Genomic DNA, 16,332 nt, shown 5'->3' with positions numbered 1-16,332 from the left:
TTCACGGGAGAGGGTTAGGGTGAGGGGCAGCTTTCAGTTCGTAGCATCCAGTTCGACCGGGAAGAACAGGGTCTCGCCGGAGGAGTCGCTGACGCCGTCATTGTCGGTGACGGCGTAGGGCTTGCCCGATGCGTCGAAGGTGAAGCCCTCGAGCTTGTCGAGTACGTAGCCGTTGGTCGCGGACTTGAGTTCGCCGAGGAAGTCGTGGGCTTCGGTCTTCTTGACGACCGGCAGTTCGGTCCCGAGCTTGGCGGGCTTCAGCTCCGAGATCGCCACCTTGTAGAGCTTCTTCAGCCTGGCGGCATCACCGACGAGGTTGTCGCGCTCGATGATGTAGACGCTGTCGCCCTCTGCGGAGATTTCCGAGAGACCGACCCAGCCGTTTTCCGTCTTGTCGAGGGGATAGCGCACCGCACCCCATTCCTTCTTCTTCGGATTGTAGGAGACGAGCTTGACGAAGCCCTTCTCGTCGTCATTCCACTCGCGCTGGACTGCCATCCAGAGCATGGCGTCGTCGCCGGTGCCGACAATGGTCACGCCTTCGAAGCCGTAGCGGATTTCGTTGGCGGCGAGTTCCTTCGGCAGGGCGATCTCGGCCTTGATGTCGCCCTTGGCGTTGACGTTGTAGAGGGCGTGCGGGACCAGACGCTCGCTGTAGCCTTCCGAGGCGAGCCAGAAGGAGCCGTCGGCGGCAGCGGCGATGCCTTCGATGTCGAGCTTCTGTGCCGGAGCACCGTCACGCTTGACGACGAGGGCATCGGTGATCACCGCCGGCTTCTTGCTGGCATCGATCGTGTAGATCGTCGGCTGCGAGCCGAGAAAGCTGTCGCTGACGGCATAGAGCATGCCCGGCTTGCCCGGAACGGCGGCAAGACCCGAAAGGGCTGCAAAGCCGATCGGATTGCCGTCCTTGTCGGCGGAGACGATCTGCGGATAGGCCTTTTCGCCTTCCGCACGCTCATAGATCATCACATGCGAACGTGTGCCGCCGTCCTTGCCGAGGTCGAGTTCGTTGGCGGTGGCGAAGAGATTGCGCTGGGGAAGTGCGATCGCGCCTTCCGGCGAAATCCCCGACGGCAGAAGCTGCACGAGTTCGGGATCGGCGCCAGTATCCTTGTAGACGCCGACGACCGAGGCGCGCTCGGCGAGCAGGAAGAAATACTGGTCTTCACCGAACTTCGCTGCCTCGAGGCCTTCCGGCTCGACGCCCTTCGAGCCCGAACGGCTTTCCGGATAGTGGCCGATATGGGCAACGGCGCGTTCGAAGGATGCGCCCGATTCGTAGAGAAGCTTGCCCGTCTTGTCGAAGATGGTGAAGCCGCGCGAGCCGCCCTCGTAGTCGCCTTCATTGGCGACGACCAGACGGTTGTCGTCCAGCCATTTCACGGCGTCGGGTTCTCGGGCAACGGCCTTCTTCTCGCCGGTGAATTTCAGTGCGCCGTCGCGCTTGGTGTCGATGCCGGTGAGATCGACGCTGCCGGCGGAGAAATGCGTCTTCACCGCGGCCGTATTGGCGCCGATGATGACAATCTCGTTATTTTCCTGCAGCGTCAGGGCGATTTCGTTCAGGCCGTTGAAGGCGACGAATTCCGGCTCCGGATCCTCAAGTGCGACGCCGGCAAGGCCGGTCAGCGCCACGTGTTTGATCGTGCCGCAATCGACGGTGCCGTTCTTGAGCTGGAAGACGACGAGGTCGCCGGCCGGCATCTGCGGGATCTTGCCGTCATTGATCTCTTCATCGCGTTCGTTTTCGATCGCGATGGTGCCGAGCGTCTTGTCCCTGTTCAGCGCGATCGAATCCGGCTGGCCGCCGAGATCGCAGCTGTTTTCGATCTTCTTGGTCGCCACGTCGACGATCGCAAGGCGGCCCGAGGGCTTGGCCTTGCTCTCGGAAGTGTTGACGGCGACCAGCGCCTTGCCGGCGCTCGAGGTGACCGATGTCGGCTCACCGTCCATCATCAGCGCGCCGCCGGCCTTCGGAGCCTTGGCATCGGTAATGTCGATGAAGCCGATCGCGCCGAGCGGGCTGTCGCTATAGATCAGCGTGTTGCCGTCGTCTGTCGCGGTGATGATTTCGGCCGACGTGACCGAAAGCTTGTCCTTGTCAGCCGGCAGGTTCGCTGCGACCGGGAAAGAGGCGATGCGGTTGAAAACCGGTTCGGCGGCGGCCGGAAAGGCAACGGAAGCGAGAAGCACGGCAGCCAGTGCTGCCTTGCGCGATGAAATTGTCATGGAAACCCCCAATGTCGAAAGATCGAACAGAGGTTTTTTGCGGGACTGCGATGACAGACACATGACAGCCCGCGAGATTTCAGAAGCTTCGCGTCAGGCAGCTTGCCTTTCCCGACGCATCTCGTTCCTCATGATGAAAAGCGACGCGGAGAGAATCAGCGCCGCTCCGAGCCAGAGGTAGCCGGCCGGCGCATAACCGAAGAACAGCCAGCCGGCGAGTACGTTCAGCGGCAGCTTCAGGTCGTCGAACGGCTGCACGTAGGCGGCATCGGCGCTGGCATAGGCAAGGGTCAGCAGATATTGCGCCACAACCGTCAGCAGGCCCGCCAGCAGGAAGAGCGCGAGCGTTGCGCCCGTCGGCACGGCAAAGCCCGCCGCCAGCGCCAGCCCGCCATTGATCGGCGTCAGCAGCACCAGCAGCCAGACGGTGATCGTCTCCGGCTTCTCGATGCTGGTGAGGTTCTTGGTGATCAGCGACGACGCGCCCCAGAGCAGCGCCGAGAGAATAGGCAACAGCGCCGCAGAGGAGAAGCTGTCCGACCACGGCTGCAGGATGATCATCGCTCCGGCAAAGCCGACGCCGGTCGCCGTCCAGCGGGCGGGACCAACGCGTTCGCCGAGGAACAGCCGGGCGCCGAGAATGATGAAGAAGGGCGAGGTCATGACGAGGGCGATCGCCTGCCAGATCGGCACCGTAGCGAGGCCGGACACCCAGGCCTCGACGCCGAGCGCGGCGAAGACCACGCGCACGACATGCCGCCATGGGTAATCGGTGCGCATGGCGGAAAGGCCGACCCTGCGCAGGAAGGGCAAGGAGAAAAGGAAGGCGAAGCCATATTGCCAGAAGGCGGCAGAGGCCGGGGGAAAGGCGAGCTTCATGGTCAGCCACTGGGTGACAACGTTAAGAAGCGAGAAGGCCACACCTCCAAGCACCATGAAAGCGGCGCCGGCAAAGGCGCGGGACTGCGAGGCTGCAAGGGATTTCTGATTCATGCTCTTCATCCGCAACTAGGGACCAACATAAATCAGGACGCATGAGGCGACGGCACACGACGCCGGCAGTCCCCTGCCCGCACGCGGCCATGCTCATTCTCTACCATCCGGACTATACCGTCGGCTCCGGAATTACACCGGATCTGCTGACCCCTCCTAGCCAGAGCTCGGGAAGGCGCTCGCGGGCTCGGGCCGAGACCCTTACCGCCGGTGGGGAATTTCACCCCGCCCTGAGAACAGAAAAGTCGTAGATCAAAGCGCGTGGGGCGGCAAGGGTCCTAAAGCAAAAGGGGTCCGGCAAACCGAACCCCTCCCAAATCCTGCACAGCCGGTCTCGTTTACGGCTGGCGGATAATCTCAGATCAGCCGTTGACGGCGTCCTTCAGGCCCTTGCCGGGCGTGAACTTCGGCACGTTGCGAGCCGGAATGTCAACTTCAGCGCCCGTCGACGGGTTGCGGCCCTTCGATGCGGCACGATGAGAAACGGTGAAGCTGCCGAACCCTGCGAGGCGGATGTCGCCCTTGTTCTTGAGTTCACCCTGGACAACGTCAAAAACCGCGTCAACAGCGGAAGCCGCGTCAGACTTCGTCAGTCCTGCCTTTTCGGCGACTGCGGACACGAGTTCATTCTTGTTCATGTTTCCACCCCTTTCTAAATGGTACGAAACGACTCAAAAGTAAGCTAGGCGCAGAATAGGTTTCATCAGGCCCGCCGGGAACCCAAAAGCCCTGCAAATCAAGGAAAAGCAAGCGTCTACATGACGTTTTCACAAAAAAGGCTGGCGTTTTCGCCAGCCTTTTTTCGTCTTTTCAGCCAATGGGGCATAAATGTGGCCGAGGCCGCTCAATGCGCTATGGTTGCGCCCGTCTCGTCGAGGCCTTCGACCGTTGCGATGACAGGCGTTTCCACCGTGCCGTCCCATTCAATCGGCTCCGGCCGCCGGATCAGCGCATGCTTGATCACCTCGCCCATGCGGGACACCGGGATGATCTCCATGCTGTTCTTCACGTTATCCGGAATCTCCGCCAGGTCCTTGGCGTTTTCCTCCGGAATCAGCACCTTCTTGATGCCACCGCGAAGCGCTGCGAGCAGCTTTTCCTTGAGACCGCCGATCGGCAGCACACGGCCGCGAAGGGTGATTTCACCGGTCATCGCCACGTGCCTGTTCACCGGAATACCGGTCATGATCGAGACGATCGCGGTCGCCATGGCGACGCCGGCCGACGGCCCATCCTTCGGGGTTGCGCCTTCCGGCACGTGCACGTGGATGTCGCTCTTGTCGAAGCGCGGCGGCTCGATACCGAAATCGACAGCGCGCGAGCGGACATAGGATGCCGCTGCCGAGATCGATTCCTTCATGACTTCCTTCAGATTGCCGGTGACCGTCATGCGGCCCTTGCCCGGCATCATCACGCCTTCGATGGTCAGCAGTTCGCCGCCCACTTCCGTCCAGGCAAGACCGGTGACAACGCCGACCTGATCCTCGCCCTCGGCTTCGCCATGGCGGAAGCGCGGAACGCCCAGATAGTCGGAGATGTTGGCGGCCGTCACATGCACGGACTTCGTCTTGCCCTTGATGATCTCGGTGACCGCCTTGCGGGCGAGCTTCATCAGTTCGCGTTCGAAGCTGCGCACACCGGCTTCCCGGGTGTACTGCTGGCTGATCGCCATCAGGGCGTCATCGCTGACCGAGAATTCTTCCGGCTGCAACGCATGTTCCTTGATGGCCTTCGGCAGCAGGTGCCGCTTGGCGATTTCGCGCTTTTCATCCTCGGTGTAGCCGGCGATACGGATGATCTCCATGCGGTCCATCAGCGGCGCCGGGATGTTCAGCGTATTCGCCGTCGTGATGAACATCACGTCCGACAGGTCGTATTCGACTTCCAGGTAGTGGTCCATGAAGGTCGAGTTCTGTGCCGGATCGAGCACCTCGAGCAAGGCCGAAGACGGATCGCCACGATAGTCCTGGCCGAGCTTGTCGATCTCGTCGAGCAGGAACAGCGGGTTGGACTTCTTCGCCTTCTTCATCGACTGGATGACCTTGCCGGGCATCGAGCCTATATAGGTGCGGCGATGACCGCGGATTTCGGCTTCGTCACGAACGCCGCCCAGCGCCATACGGACATACTCACGGCCGGTCGCCTTGGCGATCGACTGGGCGAGCGAGGTCTTGCCGACACCCGGAGGGCCGACGAGGCAGAGAATCGGGCCCTTGATCTTGGTGGCACGGGCCTGCACGGCCAGATATTCGACGATGCGCTCCTTGACCTTGTCGAGACCGAAGTGATCGGCTTCGAGGATCTTCTCGGCATTGTTGAGATCGGCCTTGATCTTCGACTTCTTGCCCCAGGGGATACCGAGCAGCCAATCCAGATAATTGCGCACGACGGTGGCCTCAGCCGACATCGGGCTCATCTGGCGCAGCTTTTTCAGCTCCGCATCGGCCTTTTCACGGGCTTCCTTCGACAGCTTGGTCTTGGCGATGCGCTCTTCCAGTTCGCTCATCTCGTCACGGCCTTCTTCGCCGTCGCCGAGTTCCTTCTGGATCGCCTTCATCTGCTCGTTCAGGTAATATTCGCGCTGGGTCTTCTCCATCTGGCGCTTGACGCGCGAGCGGATGCGCTTTTCGACCTGCAGGACCGAAATCTCGCCTTCCATGAAGCCGAGCGCCTTTTCGAGGCGGGCCTTGACGCTGGTGGTTTCCAGCATCTCCTGCTTCTCGGTGATCTTGATCGACAGATGCGAGGCGACCGTATCGGCGAGCTTGGAATAGTCGTCGATCTGGCTGGCAGCACCGACCACTTCCGGCGAAATCTTCTTGTTGAGCTTCACGTAGCTTTCGAATTCGGAGACGACCGAACGCGACAAGGCTTCCAGTTCGACCGGATCGTCATGCGGCTCCTCGAGCACGTGGCCGAGCGCCTCATAGAAATCCTCGCGGCTGGTATAGGTGTCGATCTCGGCGCGGGCGCGGCCTTCGACTAGAACCTTGACGGTGCCATCAGGCAGCTTCAACAGCTGCAATACGTTCGCCACGGTGCCGACCTTGTGGATCGCGGAGGGATCCGGATCGTCGTCACTGGCGTTGATCTGCGTGACCAGCATGATCTGCTTGTCGGAACCCATGACCTCTTCGAGCGCACGGATCGACTTTTCCCGTCCGACGAACAGCGGCACGATCATATGCGGGAAAACCACGATGTCGCGCAAAGGCAGAACAGGGTAGGCAGTACTGCTCGCTACAGACGTTTTCTTCGTCATTTTTAAGTCCTTTCCATCGTCCCGTTGCCGGGCTCTCTGCACGGCCGCTTGGGACCGGCCGGCACTCTCACTTGTTGCTACAAGTGGAGGTTCTGACTACGCTTTTCAAGCCACGCTAACGCCCGCGTTCCCCGGATGTGACAGCATTATTACAACGGAACGCCAACACTATGAAGCGCGTGGCTGGACCGGCGCTTACCACTTCCAACCGGCTAAAATACAAGCGCCGACAATAGGCTTACGGAATCATGGCAACATTGCCAAGCACTCTTCCTTAACGCAACATCGGCCCTGCGAAACATCGGCAAAGTCAATTCCGGTCCCCACCGACAAAATACTAACAGTGCCTCGGATGGTTTTTCAAATAGAAAGGGGCCTGCCGATGGCAAGCCCCCAAAATAATCGTGCGAAAGCGCAAAGGTTACGCCGAAGCGTTGGCCTTTTCTTCCTGACGATCGGCATAGATGTAAAGCGGACGGGCCGAACCGCGCACCACTTCCTCGGAGATGACGACTTCGCGAACGCCTTCCAGCGTCGGCAGTTCGAACATCGTGTCGAGCAGGATCTTTTCCATGATCGAGCGAAGACCGCGGGCGCCGGTCTTGCGGACGATCGCCTTGCGGGCGATTTCGCGCAGGGCATCCTCGTGGAAGGTCAGTTCGACGTCTTCCATCTCGAACAGGCGCTGATACTGCTTGATCAGTGCATTCTTCGGCTCGGACAGGATCTGGATCAGCGCATCCTCGTCGAGGTCCTCAAGCGTCGCCAGAACCGGCAGACGGCCGATGAACTCGGGGATGAGGCCGAACTTGACCAGGTCTTCCGGCTCCAGTTCGCGCAGGACTTCGCCGACGCGGCGGTCGTCCTGGGCCTTGACCGTGGCACCGAAGCCGATCGACGTCTTCTCGCCGCGAGCCGAAATGATCTTGTCGAGACCGGCGAAGGCGCCGCCGCAGATGAACAGGATGTTGGTCGTGTCGACCTGCAGGAATTCCTGCTGCGGGTGCTTGCGGCCGCCCTGCGGCGGAACGGAAGCGACCGTGCCTTCCATGATCTTCAACAGCGCCTGCTGCACACCCTCGCCCGAGACGTCGCGGGTGATCGACGGGTTGTCGGACTTGCGCGAAATCTTGTCGACTTCATCGATGTAGACGATGCCGCGCTGGGCGCGCTCGACATTGTAGTCAGCCGACTGCAGCAGCTTCAGGATGATGTTTTCGACATCTTCGCCGACATAGCCGGCCTCGGTCAGCGTCGTCGCATCGGCCATGGTGAAGGGAACGTCGATGATGCGGGCGAGCGTCTGGGCAAGATAGGTCTTGCCACAGCCTGTCGGGCCGACGAGCATGATGTTCGACTTCGCCAATTCGACTTCGCCGTTCTTGGAGGCGTGCGCCAGGCGCTTGTAATGATTGTGAACGGCAACCGACAGGATCTTCTTCGCCTGCCGCTGGCCGATGACGTATTCGTCGAGGACCTTGATGATGTCCTGGGGCGTCGGAACGCCGTCGCGGGACTTGACCATCGAGGACTTGTTCTCCTCACGGATGATGTCCATGCACAATTCGACGCATTCATCGCAGATGAAGACGGTCGGTCCGGCAATCAGTTTCCGGACTTCGTGCTGGCTCTTTCCGCAGAACGAACAATACAGAGTGTTCTTGGAGTCGCCGCCGTTGCTGCCGCTGACCTTGCTCATATCACTTTCCTTCCAGCACGCCGCATTTCAAGGCGAAATCGCGGTCCACTCTATCAGCTCCTGGCGGCACTCCGTTTCCGGAGCCTTTGCCGAGAAGGGCTTCAGGGGGTACGAACCGGGCCCAACCATTCATGTCCGGGTTCCGGCGGCAACGAATTCCCCTTCGAATGCCGAATGCTATGTCATAAAAATTCAACATAGCATTAATAGTTACTATTAGCGTCTTCGTCGCCAGTTGAAAGCCTTGTTCGATCACAAATGAGATAGAACTGTGGCGAGGAAAACACCATCCCAATTAATTACTAGGCCTGCTCGCCTTCCATTTCGAGGCGCGACGTCAGAACCTTGTCGATCACGCCCCAGCCCTGGGCTTCGTCCGCATCCATAAAATGGTCACGATCGAGGGTCTTTTCAACTTCCTCGTAGGTGCGGCCGGTGTGCTTGACATAGACTTCGTTCAGGCGGCGCTTCATCTTGAGGATGTCGCGGGCGTGGCGCTCGATGTCCGAAGCCTGCCCCTGGAAGCCGCCCGAGGGCTGATGCACCATGATGCGGGAATTCGGCGTCGCGAAGCGCATGTCCTTGTGGCCGGCGGCCAGCAGCAGCGAGCCCATGGATGCGGCCTGACCGATGCAAAGCGTCGAAACCGCCGGCTTGATGAACTGCATCGTGTCGTAGATCGCCATGCCGGCGGTGACGACGCCGCCCGGCGAATTGATGTAGAGGGCGATCTCCTTCTTCGGGTTTTCGGCCTCGAGGAAGAGAAGCTGGGCACAGACGAGCGTCGCCATATGGTCTTCGACGGCACCCGTCAGGAAGATGATGCGTTCCTTCAACAGGCGGGAATAGATGTCGTAGGAGCGTTCACCGCGGTTGGTCTGTTCCACGACCATCGGCACGAGGGCCATTGCGGTATCGACTGGGTTTCTCATGTGCGTCCTTTGTCAACGTCTCGCCGGCCGGCGCCGGGAATCAAAGAAAAATGTCTTATCCCTACATAGAGTGTCCCGGCCCTCCTCTTCAAGACACGCATGAGGATAACGTTAAGAAGGCGGGCAAGGCGGGCTTGGCTGTAGCCTCTTTCCAACAAGCGCCTGTTAACGGCGAGCCCATGCCGCCGCGTTCCCCGGGATTTCTGCATGACAGGATGAAGGAAAGCTTACTCCATTCGAGAGTGCTCACACACATTTACCCGACGGAAAGCCTACCGGGAGATATCCGCCCAAAACCATGCCGCAGCGCAGCAGCATTAAGGAAGTGGCGAACTTCCTCGGCAAGGATGACGGCCTACAAACAGGGGCCGACTGAAAGGCCGACGGGCAAGGGGTTGCTGCCGTGTTCAATATCGCTACAGGTCTCGCCATCTGGTGTTCCGAGGCCATGACGCTCGCTTTGGTGCTGTTCGTCGCCTGGCGCCACAATGTCCGGAACGAAGCCTATCTCTATTGGGGCCTCGGCTTCCTTTTGACCGGCATCGGCTTTGCGATGATCGCGATGCGCGCCCAAGTTCCCAGCCTGCTCTCCATAGAGATCGGCAATGCCATCGCGCTGCTCGGCCAGAGCGCCTGGGTGGCGGGTTTCCTGGCGCTCGACCGCAAGAAGATCGAATGGTGGGCGCTGCTGCCGCCGGCGATCTGGCTGGCCGGGGTCTTCCTGCCCTGGGTCAACAGCGATTATTCAAACCGGGTGGTGCTCTACAATCTCGCTTCGGCGACGGGCGCGACGGCGCTTGCGCTCGCCGTTGCCGCCGGCGACATGCGCCGCGAACGTACCCGGGTCAAGCTGATGGGCGTGTTCGTCATCCAGGGCTGCCTGTGCTTCGGCTCGGCGCTGACCATGGCGCTGACCGTGCCGAGCGATGTCGAGGCAACCAATCTCGGCGGCGCCTCCGCCATGGCAAGCGCCTTTCTGCTGACCATCGCCTTCGCCTTCACCTGCCGGCTGATCATGGAGCGCTCCGAACGGCACCTGCGCGCCCTCACCCTGACCGATTCGCTGACCGGCGTACTCAACCGCCGCGGCCTGCTCGGCTATTTCGGCGCCATCCAGCAAAAAGCCCATGACGAGCAGCGCCAGGTCGCGGTGATGCTTTTCGACCTCGACCATTTCAAGCGGGTCAACGACCGCTTCGGCCACCAGTCCGGCGATGCGGTGCTGACCGCCTTCGCCCACATGGCCCGCCAGTATATTCCAAACAACATCTTCGGCCGCATGGGCGGGGAAGAATTCGCAGCCTTCGCCGCCGTCGCCGACCAGACGGAAGCCGAGGCGATCGCCGAAGCGATCCGCAGCGAATTCTGCCGTCTTCCCGTCAGCACCGGCGAAGCGATCGTTCCGGCGACCGTCAGCATCGGCATCGCGCTCGCCTCCTCGATCGAAGCCAATATCGACAAATTGATCTCGGCTGCCGACCGGGCGCTCTATGCAGCGAAGGGCGCCGGGCGCAACTGCACAGTCACCTTCGGCGAAGCGGAAGCCGCAGCACCGGCACCAGTCACGCCGAGCAGCACTGCCGGCGAACTCGTGCCGACGGTCGACGACCAGGTCGAGGCCTTGCGGCGCATGGGCACGCTGTCGCGCGCCGGTTGACATGCTTTCCCAAAATCGGAATCGATTCCGGGGGTTATAAGCAAGTTTCGAAGTGATGGCGTACCCATCGGAGCGGCCTGGGACGCGCGTTCTGGAACGCCCCTGCCCCCCGCATCTTTTCGAGGCCCGGCAAATCCGCTAAGCCTCGAGGCATGATGATACCGCCCTTTCTCTCGATCGACCCTGTCCGCCGCCACGTCTCGCTGGACGCCCGCAATCCGGGCTTCTACGGCAACCCGAATGCGGTCTATGCAGCACTTCACGCGCATTGCCCGACCTTCTACTGGAGCGAGCAGAAGCAGTGGTTCTTCACCGGCTACGACCATGTGAACGGACTGCTGCGCGACCGCCGCTTCGGCCGGCAGATCCTGCATATCGCCAGCCGCGAGGAGCTCGGCCTTGCCGAGCCGGTGCCGCATCTTGCCAGTTTCGATCTCTCCGAACGCTATTCCCTGCTCGAACTCGAACCGCCTGAGCACACACGGCTGCGTACGCTCGTCAACCGCGCCTTCGTCTCCCGCCATGTCGAGAAGATGAAGCCCGAGCTTGCCGAACTCGCCAACCGGCTGATCGACGGCTTCGCGGATAAGGGTGAAGTCGAGCTGATTTCGGCCTTTGCCGATATCATCCCGGTGACGATGATCGCCCGGATGATCGGCATTCCCGAGCAGATGGGGCCGCAGCTGCTAGCATGGTCGCACGCCTATGTCCGCATGTATATGTTCGGCCGCACGCGCGAGCAGGAGGACGCGGCCGAGCGGGCGGCAAAGGAATTTTCCGACTATGTCAGGACGGTGATCAGGGAACGCCGCGCCGCGCCGCGCGACGACCTGCTCACCCACATGATCCATACCGAGCACAAGGGCCAGTATCTCACGGACGAAGAGCTGATCTCGACGACGATCGTGCTGCTCAACGCCGGGCACGAAGCGACCGTGCACCAGATCGGCAATTCCGTGCGCACCATCCTCGACAGCGGCTCAGATCCGGCCGAACTCTTCCGCGACGAAGCGACGACGGCACGCACCGTCGAGGAAACCCTGCGCATCTGCGCGCCTGTTCACATCTTCCAGCGCTGGGCGCTCGAGCCCGCCGAAATCGACGGCGTCTCGTTCCAGCGCGGCGACAAGGTTAGCCTCATCCTCGCCGCCGCCAATCTCGATCCGGCAAAATTCACCGATCCCCTTACCTTCCGGCCCGACCGCAGCGAGGCGGCAAATCTCTCCTTCGGGGCCGGCATCCATTTCTGCATCGGCGCGCCGCTGGCACGGCTGGAGCTCAATGTCGTGCTGCCGATCCTGTTCGAAAGACTTGCCGGCCTCAGGCTGGCGAAGACGCCTGTCGTCAAGGATGTCTACCATTTCCACGGGCTTGACCGGCTGGATCTGCAGTGGTGATCCAGCCCTGACAGATCAGCCGTAACGGCCGGTGATGTAATCTTCCGTGCGCTTGACCTTCGGCGACTGGAAAATCTCCGTGGTTGGACCGTATTCCACCAACTCTCCGAGATACATGAAGGCGGTGTTGTCGGAGATGCGGCTTGCCTGCTGCATGTTGTGGGTGACGATGACGATGGTGAATTCGCCTTTCAGCTGCGCGACCAGCTCTTCCACCTTGGCGGTCGAGATCGGATCGAGCGCCGAGGTCGGCTCGTCGAGAAGCAGAACCTCCGGGCGCAGCGCTACGCCGCGGGCGATGCAGAGACGCTGCTGCTGACCGCCTGAGAGACCGAGGCCGCTGCCCTGCAGCTTGTCCTTGACCTCATCCCAGAGGGCGGCCTGACGCAGCGCCTGCTCGACGCGAAAGTCCATCTCGGCCTTGCTGAGGCGCTCGTGGTGGCGAATGCCATAGGCGATGTTGTCGTAGATCGACATCGGAAACGGCACGGGCTTCTGGAACACCATGCCGACGCGGGCACGCAGCTCGTTCATCGAAAAGCTGGGGTCAAGGATGTTCTTGCCGTCGAGTTTGATCGAGCCGGTGGCGCGCATCTTCGGATAGAGCATGTAGATGCGGTTCAGGATGCGCAGCAGCGTGGACTTGCCGCAGCCGGACGGACCGATCAGGGCCGAGACCTGACGCTCGGGGAAGTTCAGACTCACATCCTTGATGGCGTGGGCGTCGCCGTAATAGAAATTGACTTTCTCGAGCGCGATCTTGTCTCTGGCCAGGTGTTTTTGCGGCTTGCTGGCATCGAAAGTGTCTGCGGACTGAAGCATCATTTCCCACCTTTTCGGTTGAGGACGGAGCGCGATACGACGCTCAGGATCAAAACGACGGCGGTCATCACGAAGGCGCCGGCCCAGGCGAGATTCTGCCATTGCTCATAGGGGCTCATAGCGAACTGGAAGATGACGACGGGAATGTTCGCCATCGGCTGCGACATATCCAGGCTCCAATACTGGTTGTTCAGAGCCGTGAAGAGCAGCGGCGCGGTTTCGCCCGAAATGCGGGCGATCGCCAGAAGGATACCGGTCAGAATGCCGGTGGAGGCGGCGCGATAGAGCACATTGACCGTTACCTTCCAGCGCGGGATGCCGAGCGACAATGCGGCCTCGCGCATGACATCGGGAACCAGCCGCAGCATCTCGTCGGTCGTGCGCACCACGACCGGCAGGAAGATGAAGGCAAGCGCGATGCCGCCGGCAAAGCCGGAGAAACGTGACGTCGGGCGGACGACCAGTTCGTAGACGAACAGGCCGATGATGATCGACGGCGCCGAGAGCAAGATATCGTTGACGAAGCGGATTGCTTCGCCAAGCTTCTTGCCGCGAGCGAATTCCGACAGATAGGTGCCGGCCAGCACGCCGATCAGCGTGCCGATGACGACGGCCAGCACGACCATCAGCAGGCTGCCCATGAAGGCGTTGGCGAGACCGCCGCCGTCGTCGCCGGGCGGCGGCGTCATTTCGGTGACGAGACTGGGGCTGAGCGCCGACAGGCCGTGGATCAGCGTCGTCCAGAGGATCCAGACCAGAAAAACCAGGCCGAGCACGGTCGCAAGGCCGCAAAGCGTCAGCGCAATCGCGCTGCCGATCTGGCGGCGGCGGTAAAGGGAACCGGAATAGCTGGCCATATTACTCCCCTCTCTGCTTTGCCATGCGCACCAGCATGAGCTTGGCGGCCGCTAGAACGATGAAGGTGACGACGAAAAGGATGAGACCAAGGGCTGCCAGCGACGACCTGTAGAGGTCGTCCGAAGCCTCGGCAAACTCGTTGGCGAGCGTGGCGGCGATCGAGGTGCCGGGCTCCATCAGCGACAGCGCGATATTGTGGGTGTTGCCGAGCACGAAGGTCACCGCCATGGTTTCGCCGAGCGCGCGGCCGAGACCGAGGAAGATGCCGCCGACGACGGCGGTGCGGGTGTGCGGGATGACGATGTCGCGCACCACTTCCCACTTGGTCGAACCAAGCGCATAGGCCGACTCCTTCAACTGCGGGGACGACCAGGAAGACGTCGCGCATGACCGAGGAGATGAAGGGGATGATCATGATCGCCAACACGATGCCCGACGTCAGCATGCCGATGCCGAGCGGCGCGCCTGAAAACAGCGCGCCGATCACCGGGATCGGTCCCAGCCAGTCGATCAACACCGGCTGGACGTAATCCGACATGAAGGGTGCGAAGGTGAAGAGACCCCACATGCCGTAGATGATCGAGGGGATGCCGGCGAGCAACTCGACGCCGCCGCCGATCGGCCCGCGAATGGAGCGCGGCGCAACTTCGGTTATGAATACCGCAATACCGAGGCTGACGGGTACGCCGATGATCATGGCGAGCGCCGAGGTGACCAGCGTGCCGTAGATCGGCACAAGCCCGGCGAACTTCCCGGCAACCGGATCCCATTCCGTGCCTGTGAGGAAACCGAGGCCGAAGGTCCGGAACGCCTGAAACCCGCTCATGGCCATGGAGACCGCCGCGGCCAGCAATGCCGCCAGAACAAACAGGCCGCAGCCCAAAACGATCCAATAGAAAATACGATCGCCGGTCGCGCCGTCGCGGCGCTTCACGCCCGACCCGGAGGCGGGCAGCGATGCCGATGCTTCGCTCATATCAAATGCTCGACTGCTTCGAGGGGTGTCAAAGGCAGTCGGGACGGAAAGCTCGCCTTCCGTCCCGACTGCACGTCTTGCAGGAATCAGCCCTTGAACGAGGCCGTCCAGTAGTCTTCGATCTGCTTCACAACGGTTTCCGGAAGCGGAACGTAATCGAGGGAAGAGGCTTCCTTCTGGCCGTTTTCGAGCGCCCATTTGAAGAAGGCGAAGGCAGCCTTGGAGCGGGCTGCATCCTTCGGCTCCTTGTACATGATCGCCCAGGTCGTAGCGGTCACCGGCCAGGCCTTTTCGCCCGGAGCGTTGGTCATGATCAGGTAGAAGTCCTGCGCCTTGGTCCATTCGGCGCTGGCAGCAGCGGCCGAGAAGCTTTCGGCATTCGGCTTCGGATACTGCCCGGCGGCGTTCTGGATCAGAACGTAGGGCAGCTTGTTCTGCAGGGCGTAGGCATATTCGACGTAGCCGATCGAATCCTTCACGCGGGTGACGTAAGCGGCAACGCCTTCGTTGCCCTTGCCGCCGATGCCGACCGGCCAGTTGACGGCGGTGCCTTCGCCGACCTTGCTCTTCCAGTCTTCGTTGACCTTGGAGAAGTAGTTGGTCCAGTTGAAGGAGGTGCCCGAACCGTCCGAGCGGTGGACGACGGCGATCTGGCTGTCAGGCAGTTTCAGGCCGGGGTTTAGATCGGCAATCGCCTTGTCGTTCCATTTGGTGACGTTGCCGAGATAGATGTCGGCAAGAACCTTGCCGGTCAGCTTCAGTTCGCCCGACTTGATGCCCTTGACGTTGATGACGGGGACGATGCCGCCGACGACGAGCGGGAACTGGCCGAAACCACCATCGGTGAGTTCCTTGGGCTCGAGCGGCTTATCCGATGCGCCGAAATCGACCGTTGCAGCCTTGATCTGGGCGATACCGCCGCCCGAACCGATCGACTGATAGTTCAACTTGTCACCGGTCTGCTTGTTGTAGTCGGCGGACCACTTGGACAGAACCGGATAGACGAAGGTGGAGCCGGCGCCGGTGATATCGGCGGCAGACGCCGAAACCGCCAGAGCGGCAGCGAGGCCCGCACCGAGGCAGGCCGAGAGGAGTTTTTTAGTGAACATATGGGGTTCGCTTCCCTGATGGATGGACAGGATGACGAGACCAGCGCCATGGCGGGGGTGTCCATTGTCTGGGGCGCTGAATGTCCCGTCACATCAGGCGGGCTAGGCGCGTATTATTACAGTTTGATGACGGCTTTTGGCCGTTGAAACCGAATGCGCGGCCATGCATCGAATACTGCGCTTGGCGTCTTTCCGTTGAATGCGGGAGGAAACAAAGCCTTAGCAAAAACATCGGGATAGATTGACGCATCGCTGTGGTGCATTGCCGCAGCTATGCCTGGAAATGTCGTTTTCCAGCTTTTCATGCGCCGCGGCTATCCGGGTGAACCCGGCGACGGTAAGGACCGGCAGCGAGGGTGAATCCAAGCTTAACGTTAGGCGGTCACCGCTCTGCT

General features: G+C 61.2%; 12 protein-coding genes, 1 pseudogene and 1 riboswitch. Of the genes and pseudogenes, 2 read left to right on the top strand and 11 right to left on the bottom strand.

Annotated features, from left to right (window positions below; translation table 11 throughout):
* Window positions 1-33: 33 nt before the first annotated feature.
* The 6 genes from RLEG4DRAFT_RS17170 to clpP all read right to left on the bottom strand — a co-directional run bounded on the left by RLEG4DRAFT_RS17170 (window position 34) and on the right by clpP (window position 9,118).
* Window positions 34-2,232 (bottom strand): esterase-like activity of phytase family protein, encoded by a 2,199-nt coding sequence (locus RLEG4DRAFT_RS17170; protein ID WP_003578554.1) that lies wholly within the window; start codon window positions 2,230-2,232, stop codon window positions 34-36.
* A gap of 93 nt (window positions 2,233-2,325) precedes the next feature.
* The gene (locus tag RLEG4DRAFT_RS17165) at window positions 2,326-3,234 is read right to left on the bottom strand and encodes a DMT family transporter (RefSeq protein WP_432416805.1); all 909 of its coding nucleotides are present in this window, start codon (window positions 3,232-3,234) and stop codon (window positions 2,326-2,328) included.
* An 82-nt stretch (window positions 3,235-3,316) separates the two neighbouring features.
* Window positions 3,317-3,467: riboswitch (FMN riboswitch) on the bottom strand.
* Window positions 3,468-3,587: 120 nt separating this feature from the next.
* The gene (hupB, locus tag RLEG4DRAFT_RS17160; RefSeq protein ID WP_003573937.1) at window positions 3,588-3,863 is read right to left on the bottom strand and encodes a DNA-binding protein HupB; all 276 of its coding nucleotides are present in this window, start codon (window positions 3,861-3,863) and stop codon (window positions 3,588-3,590) included.
* Window positions 3,864-4,069: 206 nt separating this feature from the next.
* Window positions 4,070-6,487 (bottom strand): endopeptidase La, encoded by a 2,418-nt coding sequence (gene lon / locus RLEG4DRAFT_RS17155; RefSeq protein WP_003578550.1) that lies wholly within the window; start codon window positions 6,485-6,487, stop codon window positions 4,070-4,072.
* 421 nt (window positions 6,488-6,908) lie between these two features.
* The gene (gene clpX, locus RLEG4DRAFT_RS17150) at window positions 6,909-8,186 is read right to left on the bottom strand and encodes an ATP-dependent Clp protease ATP-binding subunit ClpX (protein WP_003573940.1); all 1,278 of its coding nucleotides are present in this window, start codon (window positions 8,184-8,186) and stop codon (window positions 6,909-6,911) included.
* 302 nt (window positions 8,187-8,488) lie between these two features.
* Window positions 8,489-9,118, bottom strand: coding sequence for an ATP-dependent Clp endopeptidase proteolytic subunit ClpP (clpP, locus tag RLEG4DRAFT_RS17145; protein ID WP_003573944.1), 630 nt, complete (start codon window positions 9,116-9,118; stop codon window positions 8,489-8,491).
* Between the two features lie 403 nt (window positions 9,119-9,521).
* On the opposite strand from clpP, the gene RLEG4DRAFT_RS17140 reads away from it, so the two are divergent.
* Together RLEG4DRAFT_RS17140 and RLEG4DRAFT_RS17135 are read left to right on the top strand one after the other, a co-directional pair.
* Window positions 9,522-10,775: a sensor domain-containing diguanylate cyclase gene (locus tag RLEG4DRAFT_RS17140; protein WP_003578548.1), complete on the top strand. Its 1,254-nt coding sequence runs from the start codon at window positions 9,522-9,524 to the stop codon at window positions 10,773-10,775.
* 152 nt (window positions 10,776-10,927) lie between these two features.
* Window positions 10,928-12,172: a cytochrome P450 gene (locus RLEG4DRAFT_RS17135; RefSeq protein ID WP_037093809.1), complete on the top strand. Its 1,245-nt coding sequence runs from the start codon at window positions 10,928-10,930 to the stop codon at window positions 12,170-12,172.
* Between the two features lie 15 nt (window positions 12,173-12,187).
* On the opposite strand, the gene pstB is transcribed toward RLEG4DRAFT_RS17135, so the two are convergent.
* The 5 genes and pseudogenes from pstB to RLEG4DRAFT_RS40195 all read right to left on the bottom strand — a co-directional run bounded on the left by pstB (window position 12,188) and on the right by RLEG4DRAFT_RS40195 (window position 16,242).
* Window positions 12,188-12,994 (bottom strand): phosphate ABC transporter ATP-binding protein PstB, encoded by an 807-nt coding sequence (pstB, locus tag RLEG4DRAFT_RS17130; protein ID WP_003578544.1) that lies wholly within the window; start codon window positions 12,992-12,994, stop codon window positions 12,188-12,190.
* Window positions 12,994-13,851: a phosphate ABC transporter permease PstA gene (gene pstA / locus RLEG4DRAFT_RS17125; protein ID WP_003578543.1), complete on the bottom strand. Its 858-nt coding sequence runs from the start codon at window positions 13,849-13,851 to the stop codon at window positions 12,994-12,996. Before pstA ends, pstB begins: the two co-directional genes overlap by 1 nt.
* A 1-nt stretch (window position 13,852) precedes the next feature.
* A pseudogene (gene pstC, locus RLEG4DRAFT_RS17120) lies at window positions 13,853-14,828 on the bottom strand (phosphate ABC transporter permease subunit PstC).
* A gap of 86 nt (window positions 14,829-14,914) precedes the next feature.
* Window positions 14,915-15,937: a phosphate ABC transporter substrate-binding protein PstS gene (gene pstS / locus RLEG4DRAFT_RS17115; protein WP_003578539.1), complete on the bottom strand. Its 1,023-nt coding sequence runs from the start codon at window positions 15,935-15,937 to the stop codon at window positions 14,915-14,917.
* Window positions 15,938-16,053: 116 nt separating this feature from the next.
* Window positions 16,054-16,242 carry a hypothetical protein gene (locus RLEG4DRAFT_RS40195; RefSeq protein ID WP_125869636.1) on the bottom strand — a complete coding sequence of 63 codons (189 nt, stop codon included), beginning with the start codon at window positions 16,240-16,242 and terminating at the stop codon, window positions 16,054-16,056.
* Window positions 16,243-16,332 lie beyond the last annotated feature (90 nt).

This window comes from Rhizobium leguminosarum bv. trifolii WSM2297 (assembly GCF_000271845.1).
Note: the sequence above shows the minus strand (reverse complement) of the source record. Positions and strands in the feature narration are given on the sequence as shown.

What these genes read in the sequence shown, in the direction of transcription:
- lon (WP_003578550.1), bottom strand. Translation starts at nt 6,487, where the DNA reads ATGACGAAGAAAACGTCTGTAGCGAGCAGTACTGCCTACCCTGTTCTG.
- pstA (WP_003578543.1), bottom strand. Translation starts at nt 13,851, where the DNA reads ATGGCCAGCTATTCCGGTTCCCTTTACCGCCGCCGCCAGATCGGCAGC.
- RLEG4DRAFT_RS17165 (WP_432416805.1), bottom strand. Translation starts at nt 3,234, where the DNA reads ATGAAGAGCATGAATCAGAAATCCCTTGCAGCCTCGCAGTCCCGCGCC.
- clpX (WP_003573940.1), bottom strand. Translation starts at nt 8,186, where the DNA reads ATGAGCAAGGTCAGCGGCAGCAACGGCGGCGACTCCAAGAACACTCTG.
- RLEG4DRAFT_RS17170 (WP_003578554.1), bottom strand. Translation starts at nt 2,232, where the DNA reads ATGACAATTTCATCGCGCAAGGCAGCACTGGCTGCCGTGCTTCTCGCT.
- pstS (WP_003578539.1), bottom strand. Translation starts at nt 15,937, where the DNA reads ATGTTCACTAAAAAACTCCTCTCGGCCTGCCTCGGTGCGGGCCTCGCT.
- clpP (WP_003573944.1), bottom strand. Translation starts at nt 9,118, where the DNA reads ATGAGAAACCCAGTCGATACCGCAATGGCCCTCGTGCCGATGGTCGTG.
- hupB (WP_003573937.1), bottom strand. Translation starts at nt 3,863, where the DNA reads ATGAACAAGAATGAACTCGTGTCCGCAGTCGCCGAAAAGGCAGGACTG.
- RLEG4DRAFT_RS17135 (WP_037093809.1), top strand. Translation starts at nt 10,928, where the DNA reads ATGATGATACCGCCCTTTCTCTCGATCGACCCTGTCCGCCGCCACGTC.
- RLEG4DRAFT_RS40195 (WP_125869636.1), bottom strand. Translation starts at nt 16,242, where the DNA reads ATGAAAAGCTGGAAAACGACATTTCCAGGCATAGCTGCGGCAATGCAC.
- pstB (WP_003578544.1), bottom strand. Translation starts at nt 12,994, where the DNA reads ATGCTTCAGTCCGCAGACACTTTCGATGCCAGCAAGCCGCAAAAACAC.